This window comes from Achromobacter sp. 01N37 (assembly GCF_056399725.1).
In genome coordinates this window covers 67,445-93,346 of record NZ_JBFTRX010000008.1, presented here as the reverse complement: position 1 = coordinate 93,346, position 25,902 = coordinate 67,445, and the positions used below count along the sequence as shown (strand labels likewise).

General features: G+C 55.8%; 14 protein-coding genes. 8 read left to right on the top strand and 6 right to left on the bottom strand.

Features of this window, described 5'->3' with window-relative positions:
- The first annotated feature begins 61 nt into the window (after window positions 1–61).
- From AC1DSJ_RS18330 to AC1DSJ_RS18295, 8 genes are all read left to right on the top strand, one after another.
- Window positions 62–1,168 (top strand): KpsE/RkpR family capsule polysaccharide export protein, encoded by a 1,107-nt coding sequence (locus AC1DSJ_RS18330; protein ID WP_441371028.1) that lies wholly within the window; start codon window positions 62–64, stop codon window positions 1,166–1,168.
- 17 nt (window positions 1,169–1,185) lie between these two features.
- Window positions 1,186–2,295 carry a polysaccharide biosynthesis/export family protein gene (locus AC1DSJ_RS18325; RefSeq protein ID WP_441371029.1) on the top strand — a complete coding sequence of 370 codons (1,110 nt, stop codon included), beginning with the start codon at window positions 1,186–1,188 and terminating at the stop codon, window positions 2,293–2,295.
- A 38-nt stretch (window positions 2,296–2,333) separates the two neighbouring features.
- Window positions 2,334–3,119, top strand: a complete 786-nt coding sequence (locus tag AC1DSJ_RS18320; RefSeq protein WP_441371030.1) for an ABC transporter permease — start codon at window positions 2,334–2,336, stop codon at window positions 3,117–3,119.
- Window positions 3,116–3,772, top strand: coding sequence for an ABC transporter ATP-binding protein (locus tag AC1DSJ_RS18315; RefSeq protein WP_441371031.1), 657 nt, complete (start codon window positions 3,116–3,118; stop codon window positions 3,770–3,772). Before AC1DSJ_RS18320 ends, AC1DSJ_RS18315 begins: the two co-directional genes overlap by 4 nt.
- Window positions 3,773–3,842: 70 nt before the next feature.
- Window positions 3,843–5,438, top strand: coding sequence for a hypothetical protein (locus AC1DSJ_RS18310; RefSeq protein ID WP_441371032.1), 1,596 nt, complete (start codon window positions 3,843–3,845; stop codon window positions 5,436–5,438).
- Window positions 5,439–5,488: 50 nt separating this feature from the next.
- Complete coding sequence (locus AC1DSJ_RS18305; RefSeq protein ID WP_476760358.1) at window positions 5,489–7,384, top strand: hypothetical protein; 1,896 nt, start codon at window positions 5,489–5,491, stop codon at window positions 7,382–7,384.
- 72 nt (window positions 7,385–7,456) lie between these two features.
- Window positions 7,457–9,415, top strand: coding sequence for a glycosyltransferase family A protein (locus tag AC1DSJ_RS18300; protein WP_441371034.1), 1,959 nt, complete (start codon window positions 7,457–7,459; stop codon window positions 9,413–9,415).
- 103 nt (window positions 9,416–9,518) lie between these two features.
- Entirely contained in the window at window positions 9,519–10,349 is an 831-nt protein-coding gene (locus AC1DSJ_RS18295; RefSeq protein ID WP_441371035.1) for a hypothetical protein, read from the top strand.
- A 347-nt stretch (window positions 10,350–10,696) separates the two neighbouring features.
- Here AC1DSJ_RS18295 and AC1DSJ_RS18290 read toward each other — a convergent pair whose 3' ends face one another.
- From AC1DSJ_RS18290 to AC1DSJ_RS18265, 6 genes are all read right to left on the bottom strand, one after another.
- Entirely contained in the window at window positions 10,697–12,076 is a 1,380-nt protein-coding gene (locus AC1DSJ_RS18290) for a glycosyltransferase family 2 protein (protein WP_441371036.1), read from the bottom strand.
- 50 nt (window positions 12,077–12,126) lie between these two features.
- Window positions 12,127–13,407, bottom strand: coding sequence for a Vi polysaccharide biosynthesis UDP-N-acetylglucosamine C-6 dehydrogenase TviB (gene tviB / locus AC1DSJ_RS18285; RefSeq protein ID WP_441371037.1), 1,281 nt, complete (start codon window positions 13,405–13,407; stop codon window positions 12,127–12,129).
- 20 nt (window positions 13,408–13,427) lie between these two features.
- Entirely contained in the window at window positions 13,428–14,468 is a 1,041-nt protein-coding gene (locus tag AC1DSJ_RS18280) for a capsule biosynthesis protein (protein WP_476760357.1), read from the bottom strand.
- 164 nt (window positions 14,469–14,632) lie between these two features.
- Complete coding sequence (locus AC1DSJ_RS18275; protein WP_441371039.1) at window positions 14,633–16,654, bottom strand: capsular polysaccharide biosynthesis protein; 2,022 nt, start codon at window positions 16,652–16,654, stop codon at window positions 14,633–14,635.
- Between the two features lie 95 nt (window positions 16,655–16,749).
- On the bottom strand, window positions 16,750–18,081 hold the full coding sequence (locus tag AC1DSJ_RS18270; protein WP_441371081.1) for an aminotransferase class I/II-fold pyridoxal phosphate-dependent enzyme: 1,332 nt from the start codon (window positions 18,079–18,081) through the stop codon (window positions 16,750–16,752).
- A 20-nt stretch (window positions 18,082–18,101) separates the two neighbouring features.
- Window positions 18,102–25,718: an SDR family NAD(P)-dependent oxidoreductase gene (locus tag AC1DSJ_RS18265; protein ID WP_441371040.1), complete on the bottom strand. Its 7,617-nt coding sequence runs from the start codon at window positions 25,716–25,718 to the stop codon at window positions 18,102–18,104.
- Window positions 25,719–25,902 lie beyond the last annotated feature (184 nt).

Here is a 25,902-nt window from a genome sequence, read left to right as displayed (position 1 = left end):
TTGGAGAAATTGCAAAATAAAGCAATATCTGCATTGTTTTGTAGTGGTCCAGAACTATTAAATGATTAACTTCGAAAAAATTAAATCGACCCGACTTGCGGTGTGGTTAGTGGCCGTTCCCATGCTGTTGGCTCTCATTTACTACAGTTTCTTTGCCCTTGATCGTTATGTCAGTGTGGCTCAGGTCGCCGTGCGCCAGGTCGGCAATAATGAAACACCTCAAATACCGGGCTTAGCGGTCATGCTAAGCGGGCTGAATCCCACGTCGAGAGAAGAGACGCTCTATTTGCGTGAGTTCCTGACTTCCCAGGACATGCTGAATGTGCTTCAGGAAAAACTGAAATGGTCGGAGCATTATGCGCAGCACTGGCGGGATCCGCTGTATCTGCTTTTGGCGGACTCCCCTCGTGAAGACCTTCTCGAGTTCTATCAGCGCATGGTGACAGCGCATTTCGACGAGCAAACCGGTTTGCTGGCAGTGGAAGTACAGGCGTTTGATCCAAAATTTGCGGAGCAGACGTTACGAGTCATGCTGAGCGAGAGCGAGAGATTCGTGAACGAATTGTCCCACCGTATGGCCCGCGAGCAAATGGCGTTCGCCCAGGGTGAACTTGCAAAAGCGCGGCAAAACTATGAAGAGCGTCGCGATGCCATGCTCGTATTTCAAAGCACCAATAATCTGCTCGATGCCGAAGCGACTGCCAAAGCGCGTGCCGATGTCATAGCGGAGTTGGAAGCGAATCTGACTAAGGAAAGAACTACGCTGAAAGGCATGCTGGGTAGTTTGGACTCCAACACTCCTCAGGTGCGCCAGCAGCGAAATCGCATCAGCGCGATGGAGCAACAGTTAGCTGTGGAAAGCAAACGCCTGCTGTCTGAAAAGGGCGGTGAGAAGCTTAACGTTGTGGCATCTCGCTATCGCAATTTGACGATCGATGCGGCCATCGCCGAAGAGACTTATAAGTTCGCCGTGAGCTCTGTCGAGTCAGCCAGAATAGAGGCCAGCAAGAAGCTGCGCAGTCTAGTGACGATCGTTTCGCCAAACATGCCGGATAAAGCTATTTACCCACAGCGGATTTACAACTTGATCACCTTGTTCATCGCGTTGCTTCTATTCTACGGAATTGCGCGATTTGTAATAGCTACGATTGAAGATCATCGCGATTGAGTCTCACCGTCGAATCCATGAAAATCCTTAATATCCGCTTTGCACTGCGTGCTTCCATAATTTGCATGCCCCTGATTTTGACCGGCTGCGGCAGTTTGCTGTCTGCCGCAGGACCCTCCCGTTCAGCGGTGATGAATAATGAAGAGGCACAAAACTATAAGTTGATCGATCTTTCCGCAGAGACGATTGCGCCTTATATGAGACCGAGGGAAGGGGAGTTGAATACGGCTGTGGCATTGCCAGAGGTCCCTGATATACGTTTGGTGCCAGGCGATGTGCTGCGCGTAATGATTGCGGAAAGCGCGGTGGAGGGGGCGGTGTTTGCACCATTAGCGACTGGAGGTACGGTTTTCGATAACGTCAGAGTGGATAATAAGGGCATGATTTCGCTGCCCTACTTTGGGCGTCAGGTCGTCGCGGGTAAAAGCCCGTCAGAGGTCGAAACGCTGATCCGCCAGAAGCTCAAAGGTGGTACGACGGACGCGCAAGTCAGAGTAGGGTTAACCGGAGATCTTTCCGGTTCGGTATTGGTCGCAGGTGCAGTAAAAGCTCCAGGACGATTCTCCGCATTGGAAGGGCCTCTCACACTGCTGGACGCCATCAACCGTGCAGGCGGCCCGCTGCTCGAACCCCACTTGATGCGCGTAGTGGTGCGCACCGGGAAGAAGTCGTACGAATTCAATTATCAGGATTTGCTCTCAGGAAAGAACCAAGTAGTTCCTCCTGGTGCTGAGGTGGTACTTGAGCGTGCTCGTAAGCGCTTTGTGGCCATGGGGGCGGTGGGGGATCCTGGCCTGCATGACCTACCGTCCAACAACCCAAGTCTTTTGGAAGTATTGGGTAGCGTCAAGGGCTTGAGCGAGGTAAAGGCAGACGCTGCCGGCGTGTTTGTATTCCGCCTGGTGGATGAGAAATCGCCCGACTCCGATGAGATCGTTTCGCGCGCGCAGGTATTTCGTCTGAATCTGAAAGAACCTGCCGCGATGTTCATTGCCAGACAGTTCCTGGTTCAACCTGAAGATGCCATATACGTTACGAATGCAGCTGTCTATGAATGGCAGAAAATCATATCGCCTATTGTGCAGGTCTTAGTGCTGGGCCGGACCGTTGAGGGGTTTTCCAGATAATCCGAAAATTAGATAGAAACTAGTATTCGCGGGGTATTATGGAAAAAAGAAAGCCATTCAACATTTTGCGCTCGGTTCTGTTTGCTTTGGTGATTCGAGAGGTGCGAGGGCGTTTTGGAGTGAATAGGCTAGGTGCATTCTGGTTCTTGTTTGAACCGCTAGCCCACATACTAGTGCTACTGACGATTTTCACGCTTGTGCGAGGTCAAGCTCATTATGGGCCGCCTCTCCCCATGTTTTTATTGACTGGGATCATACCTTTTCTACTTTTCAAGAACATTGCGTTGAAGGGGATGGAAGCCGTATCAGCGAACAAGGCTCTTTTTGCGTATCGGCAGATAAAGCCTTTTGATACGATCATAGCTAGGGCTATCGTCGAATGCGCATTGATGGCATGTATATATCTCGCTATGAGCTTCGTCTTGGGTTTTTGGGGGGGGTACGATGTGGCAATTCACTATCCTCTAAAATGGTTCGCAGTGTTCTTGACGGGTATCGTGTTTTCGACTGGATTGGCATTGGTTTTTTGCGTAATCGCGGAAACTATGCCTGATCTGAAAGGGTTTATTAAGATTCTGTTTATGCCGCTGTACTTCTTATCCTGCGTGATCGTGCCCATCTGGGTTATTCCGCCGCATGTCAGGGAGTGGTTGTGGTGGAATCCTTTTCTTCACTTGATAGATGGGGCAAGGGAGGCCACGTTTCTCTATTACCCCAGTGTGAGCGGCGTTAGTCTTGAATACTCGGCATCAGTAGCGGTGATAACTTTTTTTCTTGGGACGTTGCTCTATCGACACAGGCGTGAGCAGCTGCAGGCAATATGATCGAATTGCGCTCCGTCAGTAAATCATACCGAACACCTCGAGGCAGGAAATATGTTTTCCGTGACCTTTCCTTTGTGATTCCAGAAGGCAGGAATGTCGCGATCATTGGGAGAAATGGCGCGGGAAAGTCTACGCTGATGCGCCTGCTTGGCGGTCAAGATTCCCCGGACTCAGGGAGAATCGTAACGAAGAATTCGATCTCCTGGCCCGTAGGGTTGAGTGGGGGCTTTCAAGGCTCTATGACGGGCCGCCAGAATGTGAAATTCGTGGCGCGCGTGTATGGCGCTCAAGGGGAGAAAATGGCGCAAGTCGTGCAGTACGTCGCCGACTTTGCTGAGCTGGGAGAGTACTTTGATCAACCAGTGAATACATACTCGTCGGGCATGCGGGGGCGTTTAGGGTTTGGCCTGAGTATGGCATTCGATTTCGACTATTACCTCGTTGATGAGGCGATGTCAGTGGGTGATGCTAGTTTTAAGAAAAAAGCTACTGCAGAATTTAAGAAGAAAACTAACAAGGCCAACATCATATTGGTAACGCACGGAATGACCCAAGTTCGCTCTCTGTGCGACATCGTTTTGCTGCTTAACAATGGTCAGGTAAAGCAGTTTGATAACGTTGAAGAGGGAATCGAGGCTTATACCATATTGTAATGGTGTGGGTCGCCGTTGCCGTTAAGACGAATCGATTGCGAATCTGCAATCAGCAGGGATCAATATTTTTATGAATAAGCTTCTTATCGTTGGTCATCCTTCCGCAGCCTGCGGGGACATCGAAGATCTTCTGAACCAGTGCGGCATGGCTACCCCCTTACCGAGCCGGAAGGAGGGATTCAGTCCCCAGCAGATCGGTTCTACCATACTCAAGGCAAGCGCCCTGGATGGTGAACGGGATAAGAGCCACGCCCCAGGAGCTCTAAGCCAACTGACTCCCGGCCCCGTATGGCAAGGCCTTGTGTTGGATTTAATGCTGGGCAATATCGACCAAGACTTCTGGGGGTGGTCGGATCCGAACGCAGTTCATCTTCTGGATTACTGGAAGGCCCTGGATCCCTCAATGAAGTTCGTGTTGGTCTATTCCGACCCGCGAACGGCGTTGACGGAGGCCGCTTTAGGTTCGCGTGAACAAAATGATGCGCTATTGGACAAACAGCTTCGCGACTGGTGTATGGTGAATTCTGCTATTTTGCGATTCCACAACTACAATCGCGACCGTAGCATTTTGGTTCATGCAGATGAAGCCTTGTCATCCGTGCACGCGTATCTGCAACAGCTTCGCACGAGATTAAATGCTCCACTAAGTGAACCGCCTGCAGCTTTTCTTTCACAGATTGTCAGTGGGCTGGACGTTTCCGTTTTGGATGGCGATGGGGAAGCGGAACTAGCGCCGGCAGCATTCCCTCATCCGTCGGAAATCGATGCGGCACGCGAAATAAGCCGTCCAAACAAATCCGCTCGAAGTGAAGGGTCATTTCGTAGCAGCATGTTGAGTGAATATTTTGATCAGCAGCTATTAGCCGAATATCCAGAGGTAGGTCGGCTATACGAAGAACTTCAATCCAGCGCGAACTTGTCGTCCCAGCGTGATTTTGACGAAGGGACTAATGTAAGGGCAGCATGGCTAGGGTTCCGAGAATTGGAGCAGCGGACAGGACGACTGCAGAGCATGCTGGACGCGATGACGATCGAGCGCGACGCCGAGAAGCGCGAAGAAGCCGCCAGGATGCAGAAATTATTGGCTGAGTATCGTCTCGTACAGGCTGAAGGTGAAGCCAAGGCCGTGCAGCTGAAAACGGATAACGAAAAATTGCTGGAAGCCAATGTCGCATTGCAAAGTGCCGTTGATATTTCTCGGAGCGACGCTGCACGTGCTCAACAAAGTCATGAGCAATTGTTAGATCAGCTTCATGCAGTTCAAGAAGAGCTCGAAAAGTACTATCTTGAAGCCAAGAAGTTGAAGGAAGAAAGTGTCCAACCGTTATATGGGGCTGCCGAGCGGGTAAAAGAGCAGCTAGCTTATAAGCTGGGTGCGTTAATGATTCAACGATCGAAATCCTGGGGTGGCCGCCTAGGCATGCTTGGGGCACTAAAAGACCTACAAAATGACTACAAGCATGTCCAGCCGTTAGAACTCGGACTTCCGCCCATTTCGAGCTACCGCGATGCTGATGAAGCATTCAGAGTCACTCGACACCTTTCCTATCGGCTCGGATCCGCATATTTGGCAAATACGAGATCACTCGCCGGCTGGTTGAAACTGCCATTCGCTTTAAAGCAGGCGGTACGAGAATTCAATATATATAGGTCTGCAAAGAACTAGAATTTTCGATATTAGCGTTCTGCTAAATCTGATCATGCAAGGGGAAAGAATTGGAAGAACAGCTCGCGGTCGAAACTATCCGCGATCATTTATGTATTAGTTTTCCAATTAGTGGATGGCTGTACATCGGTGCAGGTACGGGTGCGGAACTTGCCGAGATTGATTCCTCGGAAGTGCCCTGCCTTGTCGCAGTGGAGGCTGTTGAGCACGTTTTTTTTCAGTTGCGCCAGAATTTGGCTCACCACCAGGGCCGGCATAGTCGCAACATTCTGATTGCGCCGACAGCTGGCCCGACATGCTTTTTCGAGGCATCCAGCTCTCGAGAAAGCGGATTGGTTGCCCCAGCGGAGCTTCGAGGTCTTTGGCGCAATTTGACAGAACGGGCGCGTCACTCCATTGACGCCAAGACGCTTGAGACGGTGCTAAAAGAGGAGGCGGCGTCGACAGGCGTTTCATTTAACTGGCTGACAATTGACTGCATCCCGGCCGCCGATCTGTTGAGCGGCCTCGATGTGCAGGCTGAGCATTTGGATGTCGTGGAGTGCCGAGCGCTCGTGGATGAGTTGCCTGACGGATCATGGAGCCCTTCGCGCGCTGCTGCTATTGATGTGCTCAATCAGAAGGGTTTTGTCTTGCGCGCCGAATATGCCGAACAGCACCCTGGTGTGGTCCGGCTATTTTTTGTGAGGGAATGGCGTCGTCTCTATGAGAAGGGCGTTGGGACCATAGCACAGCTCGCTGAGGAGCTTCGGCTGCAGCATGCACAGTCCGCAGCCGCCAAGGTGGGGATGCTCAGGGAGATAGAACTCACGGCCGGCGAAGTTAGTTCAGCAAAGGAAAAGTGCGCTCGGCTTGCGAAAGACCTCTCTGTTGTGCAAGCGGAAAATGCGCGCTTGATGGAACAGCTCACCGCAGAGAAAGATACGGCTCTGAGTATTCACAACATGGCTGATTCGCTTTCGCGCCTAAGCGAGCAGTTGGTGGATGAGGCCGAGCGTCGCGCAAAGGACATCCGAGGAGTCCGTAAGGTGCTGGAGGAAAGATGCGATGCCGTGACGCAAGAGGTTCTAAATTCCAAGAAGTCGATTCTGGAAGTGGGGAATGGCGTAGGGACTGCGCGAGATAGCGCTTTGATTACAGACATAATCAAAAAAGAGTTTGGCCGCATCAAGGAACGTTTGGATGCTGATGCCGACAGGCATGTAAAAGACTTGGTGACGACCCGAAAGGGGTTGGAACGAGTTGTCAGGGCCGAGATATCCAACTCAACTCAGCAGATTGAGGCGCATCTGAATATCCAGAATTACCTTTTGCACGGTGAGCATCTGCCGCCTTTCCACGGCTGGCCTGTCAGTCCCGACTTTGCCCTTTTCATAATCGACTCGCTCGTAAAGCGGAATTACGATCTGGTGATTGAATTTGGATCGGGATCTTCAACTGTACTGATTGCGAAGACTTTGTATCGGCTGCGACGTTCGGGCCGTCCATCGGCGGCTCAGATCACCTTTGAACATTCCGAGGTGTATTGCCAGCAGACTGCCGATGAATTGGAGCAATCCCAATTGAGCGAGCATGTGAGTTTAGTTCATGCACCGCTGGTGCCTTATGCGGCGGCGGATGGAGAGGTATATCAATACTACGACTGCACGCGGGCATTATCCAACTATCTGAGCTCCGTCAAGCCGGAGGGAATGTCAATGCTTGTCATAGTAGATGGCCCTCCCGCCGCCACGGGCAAGCATGCACGGTACCCGGCTGTGCCAGTGATTCTTGATCTTTTCAAGGATGTTGCGGTTGATGTTCTGCTTGACGACTACTCTCGTGAGGATGAAAAAGAAGTGGCCGAGAAATGGGTCGTCGACATCAAAAGCCGTGGTTTACATGTAGAAATAATAGATTTGGCCATGGAGAAAAAAGCATGCTTGATACGCGCCCGGCGTGGATGATCAATTATTGTTAGAGTGCCGGATGTCTTACGATGTACGGTTCAATATTTCGAATGCGGATGGATGGTTTTTATGAGCATTGCTAAAGAAGCAATATTGGCATATAAGAATAAAAAATACGAAGCAGCGCTACAGCTTTTTTCTAAAGCTGGCGAGCTCTATGGCCTCCATTTGTTTAGTGCGAATATTGAGCTTTGCCGTCAGCACTTGTCCGGTGTCAAGGGGGCAGCCGTCACGCCGGTAGTGCCCGGGGAGCCAATCGCAACTATCGCGATTGCACCGCAGCGGGCACCAGCCGACACCGAGTCTGTAAATACGCCGTTGGCAACGGACTTTGCTATCCAATCATTGTCCGAATTTAGGGGCTTAAAGACCCTTCCTCGAGGCGTTCCATCTGTCGACTTGCCGCTGGTCACGTTCGCCATGACGTCCCATAATGCGGTAAACACCGTTGAAAACGCAGTTATGTCGCTGATCAATCAGTCCTACTCCAACGTGGAGGTGATTGTCTGCGACGACCGGAGCACGGATGGCACATGGGAACTATTGGTTCAATTGGCTAGCCGCATGCCTAAAGCGTTGCGCGTGTTGAGACTAAATTGCAATAGCGGGACGTATCTTGCCAAGAATGCGGCAATCTCTATTGCACGTGGCTCGATTATCATGTTTCAGGACTCGGATGATTACTCGCATCCGGATCGAGTGACGGTGCAGGTGGCACCATTGCTGCATGATAAGGATCTAATAGCAACTCGAACAAAATACTGCCGCTTTAATCCAGAGACTGGCCGCATTGTACCTGTTGCTAATACTCTTTCTAAATATGGTTTGATTACCCTAGCGGTAAGGCGGGAAGCATTCGATCAAATTGGTTTCTTCGATGCCGTCCGAAAAGCCGGTGATGATGAGTGGTTCCAGCGCATGCAGCATCTTTATGGAAAAAATCGAATCCGGCAGTTGGATGTTTCGCTATATTTGGCCGAACTGAGATCGGGATCCTTGGTCGCCGATATGCTTACCTTCAATGCAGACGGCTCTGTCGAACAAACCAGCTCCAAGCAGCGGAAGGATTACGTCAAGCAGTTCAAGAGCCGTTTTGATGATCCTAGGAAGCGTCGTGAGTGGTATAAGCAGAATTTTCCTGCTTCCCCCTTAAGACCCGTAGCCAAATATCCAGAATCTATTACTGCCATTGTCGCCCCGAGCGAGCGGGTCTACGCGTCGGTATGTAGTATTCCAAAGCGCATTAAACAATTGGAATGTGTCGTTTCCAGGTTGCTTCCGCAAGTGGACCATTTGTACGTCTATCTTGACAAGTATCAGGAAACCCCGGCGTTTCTTCTTAATGAAAATAAAATCACAGTGAGCCATTCGCGTGATTTTCCGGAGGATCATCGGGATAACGCCAAGTTTGTCAATTTCAATGACCTGAAGAGCAAGGGCGAATTTTACTATTTTACTTGCGATGATGACCTCGTCTATCCTTTCGATTATGTAAGAGCCATGATTAGAGACTTGGCCGCATATGGCAACAAAGTGATCGTGGGCCTTCACGGCGTCGTATATGAGGAGTCTGTCGAGAAATATTTTCGTCGGCGTTTTGTGTATCACTTTAAGGACGAAATGAGTCAACCCCGTTTGGTCAATAATTTGGGAACCGGGACTGTCGCATTTCATTCATCCGTTTTTGACACGTTGAATCCATCAAATTGGAGAAATGGAGGGATGGTGGACATATTCTTCGCAAATGAAGCAATGGGAAAAAATGTTCCGCTATTGTGCCTCGCTCGGCATTCGGGTTGGCTAGTCGAAAATGAAATGCCGGAAGATAACTCGACATTGTTTGGTGAATTTAAGGATAAAGAGCGCCTGATTGTGGATGAGCTAAAAAAGGGTGCACCTTGGGGTTACAAGGCTATCCTGCGTGTGCTTGAAAAGCAGCAGGAAGACGCGCGCAAGGCACTAAGTCCATCTCTTCCTCTATTCGCGGACCATGTCAACGTTTCCGAGATTTTCCCTCGGCTTCGTTAGATTCGGTCCATACAGCCACAATTTGTCGGCTTCGACCTCGCGCTTGTGATGATTCGTGATGTACATCCCGCGCGAAGGATTTTTGACTAACAAGGTGTAAACATTGACTAGCTTGGCGCAAGCGAGAGTGGCCCCCTCGTGGGATGCTATAACCATAAATTCTAATGCTCCTTCGACGGTTTGCGAATTCGTCGAGGCGGGCTGGAAGTTCAATTATTTTCTGCATGCTTTAGGTCGAAAGAACCTGTTTGTCTTTTTCCCATCGGCACTGGTGCGCGGTAAGCGGCATGTACCAAGTTTCCATAGATGGTCCTGGGCTGAGAACATAGAAAGGGCAGATGTGCTCTGTGTGTCAGACCCGACGTTGCGCCTGAATAACGAATTTCTGGGCGCGTGGTTTCAGGGAAACAAGGACGATTGGGTACTTCTTCGATCCCTTGCGCACATCTTGACGCTGCAGCAGAAATTCGGATACGAGAAAGTCGTGTTCTGCGGCTCTTCTTTGGGCGGTTTTGTGGCGCTCCAGGCCGGCGCGCTGGCGCCTTCCGTCGGGTTCAATCCTGAGGCGTGTGTGGTTTTTTCAGAAAACCCCCAAACATGTCTTCCCAAATACATGTGGACTACGCATATGGATCGGTTGGCGCAAGTATGTTACGGAACAAAATCGATAGCCGAAATCGATAAAAAATACCTGATTAGGCTCGATGTGGTTGAGTTAATGTGGAGCCTTAATCATATCCCTAATGGGTTGGTGGTCATCAAAGAATCTGATGTTCATCATTACGAAGAGCACGTCGAATATCTTCGAAATAGTGTTCTGCTCGATTCTTCCAAGAATTTGAGGGTCGAAGTTATTCCTGCACGGGTCGATTCCACGGGTCACACGCCTTTAACTCTTGAAGAGATGTCCGCTCGGGTGGAAACGCTGCTTTAGTTGAGTGATTCAGTGTTTAATTTAAGCTATGCCGATTGTAGTAATGGACTGGTGTAGTCAGGTGTCCGTTGTTTCGGTGATGCGTTTCCAAAATAACCGCTCATGTTATTTTAGGGGGAGGCGCCTCTTGAGTTTTTCCGCATCAGTGGAAAATAGATTGATGATAGCTACAGAGCCCAGAATTTCACGGAAATCGCGCTTCCCGATGAGTTGAAGACGCTGTTCAATGTAGATGATCTGCCGTCGATGCGCAGGTTATCGTCGCCGTAATGGGGCATATTTTCTTGCTCATTTCTGCATGTATCTTTGCTCAGGATGCAAATAGAACAGCACCGTTGCATGGGGAGCTAGAGCAGATTGTCGTGATGGGGGTCGCGCCGAAGGGATATGCAGTGTAAAAGTCTTTCGGCTCTTTTCTCCCGATAGGCGATTCGGGGTGCTGAATAGCCGTTTTGACTTATGCCAGTAGTCTTGTTGTGCATCAATGATGATGGGAGTTTCATTGCAATAAGCATTACTTCTTTTTGAAAGTTTATTCTCCCATCTCCAAATGTAGCGCGAATTCGCTCGAAGTAGTCGGTATCTGCTCCTACACTGACCTCATCAAAGATACCGACTTTTTCTATCACTTCTTTGCGACGCATTACTAGAGTATTTGGGGACCACTGGCGAATTGGCCACACTGCTGGTGAACTAAAAACACCGATTTTATCAAGGCGAACGTAGCGCGATGTGACGGCTACGTTCTGACTGTCTGCGCGGAGCCATTTTATGGCTGTGCTAAGGCGTTCAGGGTGTGACCAATCATCTGCGTCCTGAAATGCAATGTACTCGCGTCTGCACATCTTTAGAGCGATATTTTTTGCTTTGTATGTGCCTATATTTTGTTCCAGGCGCTTGCACATCACCCGCCCCACATACCGTTGCTTTAATTCTTCGAGTATTTCCCAGGTATTGTCAGTGCTGCCGTCATCTATAACTATCAACTCCGACAAGATGCCCCGTTGATTCAATATTGACATGCATGAGGATTCGATGTACGCGGCACCATTGTGAACGGCCACCACTACTGATACATCGGCGTTCTCTGCCAAGCTAACTTGATGGTCAGCACGCGAATTCAAGAAACAGTTGATGTCAAACTCAGGTGTATCAGATCTCAATTTAATTGACGAGAGCCCCATTTCCTCCCAAAAACTGTTCAGTATGAACAGCTTTTCAGCGCTATTTCTTTTCCGGTTGGCGTTCAATAGACGCTCGTCTCCCGTAGGCTGCGGGAATAGTAGACCGCCAGTCTCCACAACGTCTCTGGCGGCGCGAATACGCAGCGCCAAATCGTGCTTGCCCCGTCGGTCCAACCAGGCAATTAGCTCATTTGGCGAAATGCGAGCCAAGAGTTTCACGACCCGCCGCTGATCCGCCGCATTGGTTCGCGAATCTAAGGCAGCGAACGAATATGCCACGGCACTCGCATGGTCGCCACTTAAATATGCCACCCTTGCTTGCGGAGTGAGCAGTTTCGCATTGGAGCTTGAGGAAGAGAGGAGGTCGGCGGCCCGAGTTAGGAATCCGTGATCAAGTAACAGATGGGCTGCACTTGGGAATAGTTTAGTAGCCGCCCGAAAGGCGATGGCGTGGTAGGGCGACTTCCAGCGGAACCCGTTCCGAAGCCAGTTTTCATAAAAGAAGAATGAACTATTTTTCACTAACGGCTCGGGTTCTATCAAACGATTTTGCTGGTTTAATTAAGAAAGACGCTAGCTCGAACGATATGAAGCTATAGGCGAAGATCTGACGTGTCTACAGGGAACACGTATTTCAGGTCATACAGGACATGATTATCGGTTTTTCCGAGTTTGCGTATCGAAGATGCGCCAATTTCTCGAAACTGCTTGTGGGCCAAGGCGACGATGACTCCATCATAGGTGTCTTCTTCAAGTTCTGATATAGGCTTGATGCCATATTCGTGCAAGGCCTCATCCGCATTAATCCACGGATCGTAAATGTCGACCTGCACGTTATAATCATGCAGCTCCCGCACAATATCGATTATTCGAGTGTTGCGCAGATCGGGGCAATTTTCCTTGAACGCAAAGCCGAGAATCAGGATGCGCGCACCGTCCACGTGGATTCTTTTCCGAGTCATCGCTTTGATTAGTTGACTGGCTACATATGAACCCATCGCATCATTCAGGCGGCGGCCAGCCAAGATGATTTCGGGGTGATAGCCTACCGACTGAGCTTTGTGGGTCAAGTAGTAGGGATCGACCCCGATGCAATGGCCACCAACAAGGCCAGGGCGGAACGGCAAGAAATTCCACTTGGTTCCGGCGGCCGCAAGGACCGCTTCCGTATCGATACCCATCTTGTTGAAGATCAGCGCGAGTTCGTTGATCAAGGCGATATTGACGTCGCGTTGTGTATTCTCGATGACCTTGGCGGCTTCGGCGACTCGGATCGATGAAGCCTTGTGCGTGCCTGCCCGGATGATTGTGCGGTAAAGCGAATCGACCAGTTCAGCGATTTCTGGTGTAGAACCCGATGTCACTTTTTTGATATCGGCCACGCGATGCTCTTTGTCGCCGGGATTAATCCGTTCAGGGCTGTAACCCGCGAAAAAATCGACGTTGTACCGCAGGCCAGAGGCGTGTTCCAGCACAGGTACGCAATCTTCTTCGGTTGCGCCAGGATAGACTGTGGATTCGTAGATGACTACGTCGCCGCGTTTCAGCGCCTTGCCTATTGTTTCGCTGGCTTTGAGCAAAGGCGTCAGATCGGGGCGTTTAAACTCGTCTATTGGAGTCGGCACTGTAACGATATAACAGTTGCAATTGGCTAGATTGGATTTGTCCGTGGTGAAGCTGAGACCGAGCGCCTGCTTCAGTTCGTCTTCGCTGACTTCCAATGTGGTGTCACGGCCAGCCTTCAATTCGGTTACTCGAGGCTCGTTAATATCGAAGCCGACGACGTCTCGGATCTTGCCAAACTCTACAGCGTGGGGAAGGCCGACATATCCCAGACCCACGACCGCGAGCTTAATCTCTTCTTGTCTATTCATGGTGCTCTAGTGTGCGAAAATTACAGAATAAGTTTTCGAAGGGAATTCTTGACGGATAAATTTATACCCGATTGGCAGTAGAAGCCGCCATTGATCTGCGTATCGTGAATAACAACATTACGAAAATTCTTGAAAAGCTGGACATCCGGTTTATGCGGTTCGCGCCAGAAGTTGCTGAGCGGCCCTTGGTCAGTCAGGCCGGGAATGTCATAGATAGCACGCCCCAGCGTCTTCGTTGGTTTTCCATGGAGGAGAGCGGATCCACCAACGGTGCTGTTAACGGTAATAACGGCCCTGGCGGCATTGATCAACGCCGGCAAGTGGCCTCCATCGATGTAGAGTACGCGCCGTCCGATTTGAAGTTCCGTACYCAGAGCCCGAATCTGCTTCGCGTAATTCACGATGCCGGGATCCAACGGATGAGCTTTTATAAGTAAAAGGGTGTTCTCGGGGGCATGTGCGGAAAAGGATCGGATCACTTCTTCAATGACCTCGCTCATATTTTCATATTGGGAATGAAATATGATCTGGGAGTCAGTCGCAAGTTGCAGCGGGAATAGGTAATAGGGCTGAACCTGTGGATCGAGYGTAAGGCGCGTTTGAACCGATTGGGCGCGGCGACGGTAGATGTGAGCGCCCATTCCTTTGCGCAGATAATTGGTGTATTCAACGGCTGGACTGTAAGGTACGTGACTTTGTACGCCACGATGAAGAATGGGATTTAGTCCGGCCCAGAAGTTATAGCCGATATCATATGCGGCGCGCTTCCAAAATGGGGATATAAAGGCGACGCCGTTGTCGTAGGCAGGAACTTCTTTAGCCCGCTCGCGATAATAGTCGGGGTCGGAAGGCAGTGCCGAGTGCCCGTTTACGCCATCTCGTTCCAACGTGACCCAGTAAGGGCGGAAGTAGCCTTCTTCGAAGACATGGACGCGCACGCCGGCCTGCTTGGCGAGCGCTACCGCAGGTTGGTGGACGGGACGGCAGTCGCCGAAAAGCACTATATCGCTAATGCCCTTGCGCTCGAATTCTTGGTGATAGAACTCCGTCAAGCTGCTCATCGGCCCTCGGAACGATGTTTCGTGGCCCTGAGGCCAATAGACTCGATCACCGACAGTGAAATTTACCTTGTGCACCGAGCAGCCCGTTTGGCGGAGCCCCTTAGCCAAAGCCGGGAAGAAAGGGGAACAGACCCCTTGCAAGAACAGAAATCGCTGCTTGCTGCTCATCGCTGTACTAAAAATCCGGCTTTGGCCCACAAACGAAGTTTGTGGAGCTGTCGTTGTATGTAGGATTTTCTGACGCTCGACAACCGATTCGCGGACAGCAATTCGGATCGTTGCTGAATGATTCTGCGAAGCGATGTTTCGCAGGTGGTGTATCCGTTCAACACCCAATCCCAATAGACGGGGTAGTGAAGCATCACACCTGCAATAAGCTCGTTCAGCGTCAATGACCGTTCACGTCGCGGCGCTTCCATGTGGTCTGTGGTCAAACCCCACCCTGCGTAGAATGGCATTCCATATGTGACGACTGCTTTGCCTCGAAGTAAGGCGTCAAAGCCGCTTAATGAAGTCATCGTGTGCACCTCGTCGCTCGATTTTATGCAGCTGACGATCGATACTTTCGTCTCGATGTGGTTGGCATATTGCAGGGCGTCATGGGCGTGTATCTTGCCCCTGCGGTTCCGAACGGCTACATCGGGATGCGGTTTGTACACCAGGAAAGAATCGGGATTGGCTCGACGGGCGGCTTGGAGCAGAGAAAGGTTATCGCGGACCGGTCCGCAGCCGTACTGGATGGAAGCGTCATCTTCAACTTGGCCGGGCACAAGGATGACTCGCTGGGCCACTCCAGCCCAAGAGGGGGACTCTGTAGGTTCGATGTTGTACTTTGTCAGTTGGTTTTCAACGATCAATGCACGCACCTTTTCCGCTCGAAAATTATCTCGCTCAGTAAACTTCCTGGTATTCAGAAGGGTCTCGAGGTCGCTGCCCTGGCGCGCATCGAAATATAATCCATGGCCGTCCATGACCAACGCATGCGGAGCCACAAAATCCGATCCCAATCCGACGGATCGTATAAAACCATCCTCCATGCGAAGCAGTCTGGCTCCCGTTTCACGGGCCAAAGCGTCAATCATATTCGGCGCAGATGCTCCCCAGACGATCAGCCGGTCGTTCGCACTGGGATTTAGCTTCCGGACCGCTTGCGCGTCTGGGACGAAGTGCACGGAGTCGTGATTGGGGCTAAGGAATGAGCGGACGTTCTCCGCTTTCCATCGTCGATAGCCAACTGCGATGCTGCGACCGGGTAGAGCCCGCTGCATCCTCCGCTGAAGGTCCAGCCAATCAATCACGTCAAAAATTGAACCCTGTTCTAAGGTTTCAGGATTCAAGTAGCGCGTGTAATGAAGATAGGCAGCCGCAAATAGTTCGTCTACGGTTCGTGTTCGGGTACGCCTATGGCAGCTTATGCGGTCTGTGGTTGCCCCCCAGCCAGCAAACCAAGGAAGGCCAAAACAAGTGACGGGGATGCCGCGCAGTAACGCTTCAAAGCCGAAATGGGAAGTCACGACATAGACGTGATCCATCATCGGCAACAGGCTAGCCGGCGAGACAGGATCCCGCAGCAGGATGGTGTGGCTGTCCTCGGGTGTGTTGGATAGGTAGCCTTGTTTCGCCCCTCCGCTAACCTCAGGATGCGTTTTGATGTACAGAACCGCGTCCGGGTGCGCTTCACGCGCCGCGTTGAGCATTTCTTCAAAAGACTTGTCATTGGCCAGTCCATATTTGATGCTGGCGTCCCCGACAGTCTGATCGATGATAAGCACGCGTTTGGCAATAGTGGGGCCGGGTAGCGTTTGAAGGTCTGGCGCGAGATTGTATTTACTGAGACCTTTCTCCAAGATCTGATCGCGTGCACGTGCGTACTCCTGCCCCGGCCCTTGCAATACGTCCGTGTCCGACGCAAGGAGCGATTCCAGGGCGGAACTACGGTCAGCCGCGTAATAGATTCCAAGGTCGTCCACCACTAGGGATAGGGCGGGATAGTCAGGGCCCGTGCCGTACGAGCGCAAGAATCCGTCCTCCAAGCCTATAAAGGGCAGGCCGCAACTTTGAGCAATCGCGCGAGGGCGGGTCGTAGAAGGACGGAATCCCCAGCCGGCAAGTGCGCTCAAATTACGATTGGATGGGCGCGAGCCTGGACGCAAATACGCTATTGACTGTCCGAGCAGGGCGTTCATTCCAGGCTGTTGCGACAGCCGGCGGGAGTAGGTTCCAATAGTCACAAGTAAATGGGTGATCGATATTCGGGCGTTGGTTCATCTACAAAAGTGACTCAGGATAGTCGCGCGAAAGCGAGAATCGTCCGAGATATCTGCTCTTCCGTATGCATACAAGAAATAAAAAACCTCAACCTCGCCGACTTCTCCGGCACTGCCGGATACAAAATCGGCTGGACATTAATCCCTTGTTTAAACAGCGCCGCTGAAAGCCGTGTCGCCTTCAGCGAACTACCCATAATCGCCGGCACCACCGCCAACCCGGTGCTCGTCCCGGTATCAATCCCCGCCGCCTTAGCCTGTTCCAAAAAGAACTTCCCCCGCGCCTGTAGCGCAGCCACTCTTTCCGGCAATTCCTTCATCCGCCGCAACGCCGCCAACGCCGACGCCGCAACACTGGGCGGCATCCCCACGCTATACAAAAAACTCGGCGCCAGGAACTTCAAATGCTCCACCAGCGCCGTCTCCCCCGCGATATATCCGCCACAGCCCGCCAGCGTTTTGCTCAGCGTGCCCATCCAGATATCGACGTCTTTACCCTCCACGCCGAAGTGCTCACGAATGCCATATCCGCGCGCACCCATCACGCCCAGCGAATGTGCTTCATCCACCATCAAAAACGCCCGATGGCGCTGCTTGATCTCGATGAAGCGGGGCAGATCAGGAAAGTCCCCGTCCATGCTGTAAATCCCTTCCAGCACGATCAGCACGCGTTCGAATTGATGGCGTTGCTCGTTCAGTATGGCATCCAGTGCTTCCCAATCGTTGTGCGGGAAGGGCAGGCGGCGCGCGCCTGACAGTTGGATGCCTTGTAGGACGCTGTTGTGGATTAGTTCATCGTGCAGCACCAGGTCGCGCGGGCCGAACAGGTAGCCGATGGTCGACACGTTCGTGGCGTGGCCGCTGACGAAGGTGATGGCGTCGTCGACGCCGTACAGGGTGGCGATTTCTTGTTCCAGTTCGCGGTGTATCGGGCGTTCGCCTGAGACCAGGCGGCTGGCGGATACCGATGTGCCGTATTGGTCGATGGCTGCCTTCGCGGCCGCGGCAACGACGGGGTCGCCGGACATGTTCAGGTAGTTGTAGCTGGCGTAGTTGACGAACTCGCGGCCATTGATGTGCGTGTCGGCGCCGGCGGTGCCTTCGTGCAGTTTGAAGAACGGGTTCTTCACGCCCAGGCGCTTGGCGCCGTCGTTGATGATGCGCAGTTGCTGGTAGCCCGGATGCAGGTGGAAGCGGTAATGCTCTTCGGGAATCTCGGGCTTCTTTTCAGCGGGGCGCGCGGGCGTCTGGCCGGCCGGCGTAGACGCCTGGCGCAGCTTGCGCTCCAGCGCTTGCTGGATGAGTTTGTCCTTGATGCCGGCCGCCAGGCCGGGCAACTTTTTCATGGTGCTCAATTAATTCTGGCCTACTGGATCATGCGTTGCATGGGGAGACTGCCGTTCATCTTGATTTCGTCGACGAACTCGGACACGGAACTGGAGCCGACTTCGGCGGCGTGGCTGGCGACCACCTGTTGCACGCTGGCGGTCACCGCATCGCTTGTCGCGCCGTCATGCTCATCGCGCAGCAACAACACCAACCGCTCAGCCAGCTTGGCGGGCGTGGGGCTTTCGTTCAGCGCCATGACCGGCAGCCGGATACCGAAGCGGTTCTCCAATGCAACCACCAGTTCCACGCCCATCAGCGAGTCCAGGCCCATGTCGTAGACAGAGCGTGTGGATTCAATCTTGTCGGGCGACACGCGCAAAATCTCGCCGATCTCGGCTTTGAGCATGTCAGTAAACCGCTCATGCAGCGTGGCGTCGTCCAAGGTGGCGATCATCTGGGCGATGTCGTCGGCGCCGCCGTCTTCATCGCCGCTGTCGCCAGCGCGCCGTGCAATGTCCGAGAACTTGGGCAAGCCGGCGGTGGGCAGGAAGCGGCTGAGGGCGCGCCAGTCCAGTTCCAGTACGCCCAGGCCCGAGGCGTCCGTGACGAGCATGTCTTCCAGCGCATCCAAGGCGACTTGGGATGCCAATGCGCCGCCACCCATGCGGCCTTGCAGGGCGTCCTTGATCTTCTGGTTGCGAGCCAGGAAGCCGACGTCGTCGATAGCGCCCCATCGTACGCAGGTCGCGGCCAGACCGTCGGCACGGCGTTGGGCGGCCAGCCGTTCCAGCCAGGTGTTGGCAGCGACGTAGTTGCTTTGGCCGGGGTTGCCGAACAGCGTCGTGGCCGACGAATAGAACACGAACAAGTCCAGCGGCAAGTCGCGGGTCAGCTCGTGCAGATACTGCGCGCCAAGCACCTTGGCGGCGAGCGTGCGTTGAATTTGAGCGGGAGTGGCGCTGCGCGCCAAGCCATCATCGATGACGACCGCCGCGTGCACCACGCCTTTCAGCGGGGGCAGGGTGGCGGAGGTTTCGTTAAGCAGGCGGGCGAGGGCGTCGCGGTTGGTGACGTCGCAGGCTGCGGCGTGGACTTGCACGCCTTGGCTGGCGAAGGCTGCCAGCGCGGACTGCGCGTCCTCGCTGGCGGGGCCGCTGCGGCTGATCAGGATCAGGTTGCGAGCGCCCTTGTCGGCAAGCCATTGTGCGGTGCGCAGCCCGAAGCCGCCCAGCCCGCCGGTGACCAAGTAGGTGGCTTCGGCGGGCAGCGTTAAACCTGAGGCCGCATGGATGGCTGGCGCATGGACGCCGCTGATGCCGTTGCGATACGTGATGACGATCTTGCCAATCTGGCGGGCCTGCTGCATGTAGCGGAAGGCGTCGACGATGTCGTTCGCGTCGAAGACGGAATAGGGCAGCGGATGCAGTGCGCCCTTGCGGAACAGCGCCATCATCTCGCCGAACAGGCGTTGCGTCAGGTCGGGACGTTCGTTCATCAGTTGATCGGCGTCGATGCCGAAGTAGCTGATGTTGTTGCGGAACGGGCGCAGGCCGATGCGGGTGTTCTCGTAGAAATCGCGCTTGCCCAGCTCCAGGAAGCGGCCGAATGGCTTGAGCACCCGCAGGTTGCGGTTGATCGCTTCGCCGGCCAACGAGTTCAGCACGACGTCGACACCGCGGCCATCCGTGTCAGCCAGGATTTCATCGGCGTACGACAGGGAACGCGAGTCATAGATATGACGCACGCCCAACAGGCGCAGCAGGTCGCGCTTTTCGTCGGAGCCGGCGGTGGCGTAGATGTCTGCGCCCAGCCATTGCGCGAACTGGATGGCAGCGATGCCGACGCCGCCCGCGGCACCGTGGATCAGAATCTTCTCGCCTTCTTCCAGGCGCGCCAGGTGGTGCAGCGCGTAGTAGACCGTGAAGAAGGTGCTGGGAATGGTGGCGGCCGCTTCGAACGAGAAGCCGTCGGGGATATGGGAAATGGCGCTGGGTTTCGTCAGCACGCGGTCGCCGAAGCTGGCGGGGCCGAAGCCCACGACGGCGTCGCCGACGGCATAGCCGTCCACGTCGGCGCCCACGCGGATGACCGTGCCAGAGAATTCCAGGCCCAATGTGGGGCCGGCGAAACCGTTTTCGATGGCCTCGTCGGACAGCAGGCCCAAGGCGTACATGACGTCTCGGAAGTTCAGGCCGGTGGCTTCGATGCGGACTTCAAGTTCGTCGTCGGCTGGCGCGGGCGCGGGGCAGGATTCCCAGCGCAGGTTGCGCAACTGACCAGGGAATTCAAAGCCCAGGCGGATGGCCTGGGACGCGCGGGACGCGTCGGATGCCTGCGCGGGGCGCGCAGCCTGTTGCAAGCGCGGGGCGAAGCGCGCACCGGTTGCGCCGAGGATGATTTCGTCTTCGTTGTCCAGATGCGTCAGCTCACGCACCACGCTGTCGGTCAGCAGGCCGGCTTGCGCCAGCGGCAGGTCAACCAAGCGGATGCGGAAGTTAGAGGCCTCGTTGGCCAATGTGCGGCCGTATCCCCACAGCGACGCGTCGTTCAACGCGTGCATGCCGGCGCTGGCAACGGCCTTGCCGCACAAGTACTGGGCGGCGTCGGCCGTGATCAGCCAGACCGTTGCGCTGGTCTGGCTGCGGTCACATGCCTGGATGACGGCAGCGGCCAGGCCGCAGCGTCGCGTTTGCTTGGCCAGCAATTCTTCGGGTGTTTCGTGAGCGTCAGCCCACGCCAGACCGTCCAGGTGAACGACATGGTTCACCGGGCCGGTGGCGCCGTTGCGCAGCAGTTCGTCCAGCGCATCGGCGTCAACCTCAGTGGCGATGCGCACGTGGTGGCCAAGAGCGGCAAGTTTGTCGTTCAGCGATTGCGCCAGACCGGCGCCATGCTCAGGGTTGCGATCCGCCAGGATCAGCCAGTTGGCGGGTTCGATGGCCGCGGCCGTGTGGGGCGCCGCATCCGCGTGTTCACCCAAGCGCGACGTCAGCAGATAAGCGCCACTGGCGAAAGAATCCGCGAAGGGCATCGGGCTGTCGCAATCCAGGCCCATTGCTTGCAGTTCTTCCTGCCAGAATTCGGCGGGCTGTTGTGTGGACAGCTGTGCGCCGTCTTCGCTGGTTTGCCACCAGCTGGGGCGGGCGCCGAAGACGAAGTCACCCCAGGCAGCGGGATGGGCGCCGCAGAGCAACAGGACGCCACCGGGCCGCAGGCTGGCGCGTGCGTGGCGCAGGGCGGCGCGGGCGGCTTCCAGCGTATCGAACTCACAGTGGAAAAGGGCAAGGTCGCATCGGGCGGTCGCAGTGGCGCCGCCTTCGCCGATGAATTCGGTCTGCGCGTTTGGATAGCGTTCCGACTGCTGGTGGACGACATGGTCCAGCACGTCGCGGTTGTTCGACGCGTAACAGTAGTCAGAGACGTTGAAGTCCAGGGCGTCGCAGCAGCTTGAGGCAAATAGCGGCGCGGCTTGGCCGAGTTCGATCACGGCCAAGCGTTGGCCGGGCAGCCGATTGGTTTGTGCTTGCGTCAGGGCCGCGTTCAAAGCGGAACCCAGGCGCTGGCCACTGGCGGCGCCGAGCGCGCTGCGGCTGATCGAGGCGGGCGTGCTGGCCCGTGGGCAGACGTCATCCAGCGAGGCTTCGCCGCGCAGCAAGGCAGGCAAGTGCAGGCCAACGCGGCCAACGGCGTGAACGATCTGGGCGTAGTCGGGATACTCGCGTAGCAGCGTGTTCCAGATATCACCCGTGCCGCTTTCGCTTTCGTCCTTGGGCGGCAGGTGGATGCCTGCGGCTGAGGGCTCGGCGTAGCCAGCGGCCGTCAGACGGGCGATGGTGTGTTGCAGCAGCAAGGCGGAATCCGGCGCGTGGCGGCACAACTCCGTGATCAGGGCTTGCGGCAGCAGCAGGCCGTCAGGCGCGATCTGGCGCAAGGCATCTAGCGAGAAGCCATCGCACAGGCTTTCCAGCAGCGGGTCTACTTCTTCCGAGTAGCGGGCGTGGGCGCCGTGCTGGGCGCAATCGGCGATCGCGTCGCGCAGTGCCGTGTGCAGGACGTCGTGGTCCAGCGGGTTCGGGCCGAATGGCGCATGCGGTCGCGGCGTGGCGACGGCGTCCAGAAAACTCAGGTGATCGGCGGCGGGCTTGCGCAAGCGGATGCTGCGAAAGCGGGCTTGCTCAACGGCCGCAATCTGTTCGCCTGCTGCATTGAAGAGTTCAAAGCTGGCGGTCAACGAATGCGGCGCACGGCGTTCCAGGCGGGCACGGGCAGCGGCGGGTTGGCCAGCATTGGCCCGCAGGCTCAGACGGCCGATCTTCGATGGAACGAAGGCAATGCCTTGGCCCATGGCCGGGTCATTGCGCAGCAGCTGGATGATCAGTTGGAAGGCGCAATCCAGCAGGGCGGGATGCAGGTGAGTGGCGCGGAGTTCGCCTTCCAAGCTGCTGGGGGCTTGCAGCACGGCCAACACGCTGGTGTCAGATTCTTGCCAGCCATGCGACACCGCGCGGAAGGCGGGGCCGTAATCCAGGCCCACGGCACGGGTCAGCGCATTATGCGTGTCGCCAGTGAAGTCGGGGGCGCGGGTGGGCAGGGTCAGCAGATCTTGGTGCAAACGCGCCAAGCCGGGTTCACGCAACAGGCGGCCGCTGGCGTGCTTCACCCAGGGCTCCGAGCTATTGGTGTCCTTGGCGGTGATGCGGAAGCGGCCATCGGAATCGTCCAGCAGGAAGCGCGTCAGTTTGCTGGGCGACGCGTTCAGCAGCAGCGGAGCGTGGATTTCCAGTTCTTCAAGTTCGGCGCAATCGCCGGCTTGCCATTGCAGCGCCGCGGCCAGCGCGATTTCAGCAAAGCCCGTGCCGGGGAACACGACGGCGTCGCCGACAATGTGGTCTGCCAACGCCGGGTGCGACTGCGTATCCAGCTGGTTTTCCCAGGTGTGATCGTGCTGCTGCATGGGGTAACCCAGCAGGGGATGCACCAGGCGGCGTGACAGCAGGCCAAGTGATTCTGGCGTGGTGGGATGCCAATGGCGCTCGCGCTGCCACGGATACGAGGGCAGTTCAACCGCCGGCCCTTCCCACGGGAAGAGCGATTGCAGATCAATTTGCGCGCCGCTGATGATGACCTGGCCAGCTGCGTTCCAGATCTTTTCGGGGTCATCACCACCACGCGTGGACGTGCTGAGTGCGCGCCCTTGGATGTCAGCGGTCTTGAAGGTGTCGTTCAGGTAAGAGCGCAGCACCGGGTGCGGGCCGACCTCGACAAAAACGTTATTGCCCTGGGCTGCCAGCTGATTGGCGGCCTGTTCGAAGCGAACCGGCTCGCGCACGTTGCGCCACCAGTAATCGGCGGTGAGCTCAGCGCCGTCGAGAGGGGCTCCGGTGACCGTGGAGTAGAACGGGATATCGCCTGAGCGGGGCTGGATTTGCGCCAGGGCGTCACGGATGCCGGCCTCGATGGGATTCATCGCGGGGCTGTGGAAGGCGTAGTCCAGGTCCAGGCGGCGGAAAAACAGCGCTTGCTCGGCCAACGCGGCTTCCAGGATGCTCAGGGCGTCAGGCGAACCGGCTACGGTCGACCCGCGGCTGCTGTTGAAGCCCGCCACGCACAACTGGTCGCCCAAGTTGTGCAAGGCGATCAACGCTTGTGCCTCTTCGCCGCTGATACCCAGCGCCGTCATGCGGCCGTGGCCCTTCGTCTGGCCTTGCAGCCGGCTGCGCTGGAAAATGACGCAGACCGCGTCGGGCAACGTAAGCGCGCCGCAGGCCCAGGCTGCGGCCACTTCGCCAACGCTGTGGCCGATAACGGCCGAAGGCACGACGCCCCGTTGCGCCAGCATGCGCGTGATGCCGACTTGCAGCGCGAACAGCGCGGGTTGGGCAATTTCAGTGCGGGCGTAGCGGTCGTCGCCATTTTCGCCGGCCAATTCTTTATGCAACGAGAAATCGGCGTATTGCGAGAACAGGGCGTCGACTTCGTCGATCGCCGTGGCGAAGACGGGGTCAGCCAGCAGGCGGCGGCCCATGTTCGCCCATTGGGAACCGTTGCCGGAATAGACCATCACCGGGCCGTGGGCGCGGTTAAGCGCCGTGCCGGCCACGACGCCGTGATGCGTGTCGGCGTCGCTGGCGAATTGTTCTAGCAGGTCGGCGACGGTGTTGCATTGGGTGCCGAAGACGACGGCCCGTTCACCATGCCAGTCGCGCCGCATGGCGGCATGGTAGGCGGCGTTGTAAAGGAACCGGGCGGGCTGGCCACGCAACACGTCAGCCATTTGCCGCGCCGCAGCCTTCAGCGCCTGCGACGACTTACCCGTAACGATGACGGGAATCGGCGCGGTCTTGGCCATCTTGCCTTCGGAGGCGGGGCTGCGCGGGGGCGCGCTTTCCAGGATGACGTGAGCGTTGGCGCCGCCGAAACCAAATGAGTTGACGCCCACCACGAGCTTGCCCGTTTGGCGCAGCTTGCGGTTCTGCGTGACGACGTCCAGATTCCAGTTTTGAAATTCGATCTTCGGGTTCAGCGTCTTGATGCCGATGGTGGCGGGCACGACGCGGTGGCGCAGCACATACATCGCCTTGACCAGACCGGCCACGCCCGAAGCGGCTTCCAGGTGGCCCAGGTTGCTTTTGACCGACCCGATAGGCAGCGGCGCGTCTTTGCTGCGTTGCTGCGCAAGGGCCGCGCCGATGGCGCGGGTTTCGATCGGGTCGCCAACGGCGGTGCCGGTGCCGTGGGCTTCCAGGTAGTCGATGTCAGCAGGCGAGATGCCTGCTTGTTCGTAGGCCTGGCGCATCAGCGTGGCTTGTGCATCGGCGCTGGGGACGGTCAGACCCGACTTGCGGCCATCGGTGTTGACGGCGGAGCCGGCAACGACGGCCAGGATGTTGTCGCCATCCGCGACGGCCTGATCGTAGTCCTTCAGCAGGAATACGCCGCCGCCTTCCGAGCGGACATAGCCGTCGCCCGCCGCGTCGAACACGTTGCAGCGCCCACGGGGCGACAGCATCGATGCCTTGGAGAATGTAATAAAGCCGTAAGGGTGCAGGTGCAGACTCACGCCGCCAGCAAGGGCCTGGCTGCATTCGCCGGAGACGATGGCGCGGCAGGCTTGGTGGAAGGCCACCAGCGATGACGAGCAGGCGGTGTCCATGGCGATGCTTGGGCCGCGCAGATCGAAGAAGTACGACAGGCGATTGGCGGCGATGCTGGCGGTGTTGCCGGTTGCCATAGAGGCGTCGACAGCGTTCAGATCTTCAGCCAGGCGGTAGGCGTAATCGGAACTGGCGATACCTATATAGACGCCGCAATTGGTGCCGCGCAGCGTCGACGGTCGCACGCCTGCCTGTTCGATGGCTTCCCAGCTCATTTCCAGCAGCAGGCGCTGCTGCGGGTCCATGAGGGCGGCTTCGCGCGGGGAAATACCAAAAAAGCCGGCATCGAAGCCAGAAACGTCGCCAATGGAGCCGGCGGCAAACGTATATGCCGTGCCAGGATGCTCTTTGCCCGGGTGCAGATAGGCGTCTGCCGACCACCGGTCTTCCGCCACGCGGGTGACCAGATTGCGGCCATCGAGCAGGGCCGGCCAGTAGCTGTCCGTGGTGGTGCTGGGGAATCGGAACGAGAGTCCGATGACGGCAACGCGCTTAGCCATGCAGTGTCCTTCTACCCCAACGGGAAGCCGACAGGGAATTTGAATTTGCGGTCACGCCGCAGGGGGAAAGAGGGCCGGTAAGGGCCTGGGTGCCGAAGAGGCCGATCGCCTGCCGCACCAGATCAAGTGTTGATCCGGATGCGGACGTCAGGCGTGGCCGTCGGTGTGGCCCGAGCTGCTGGTT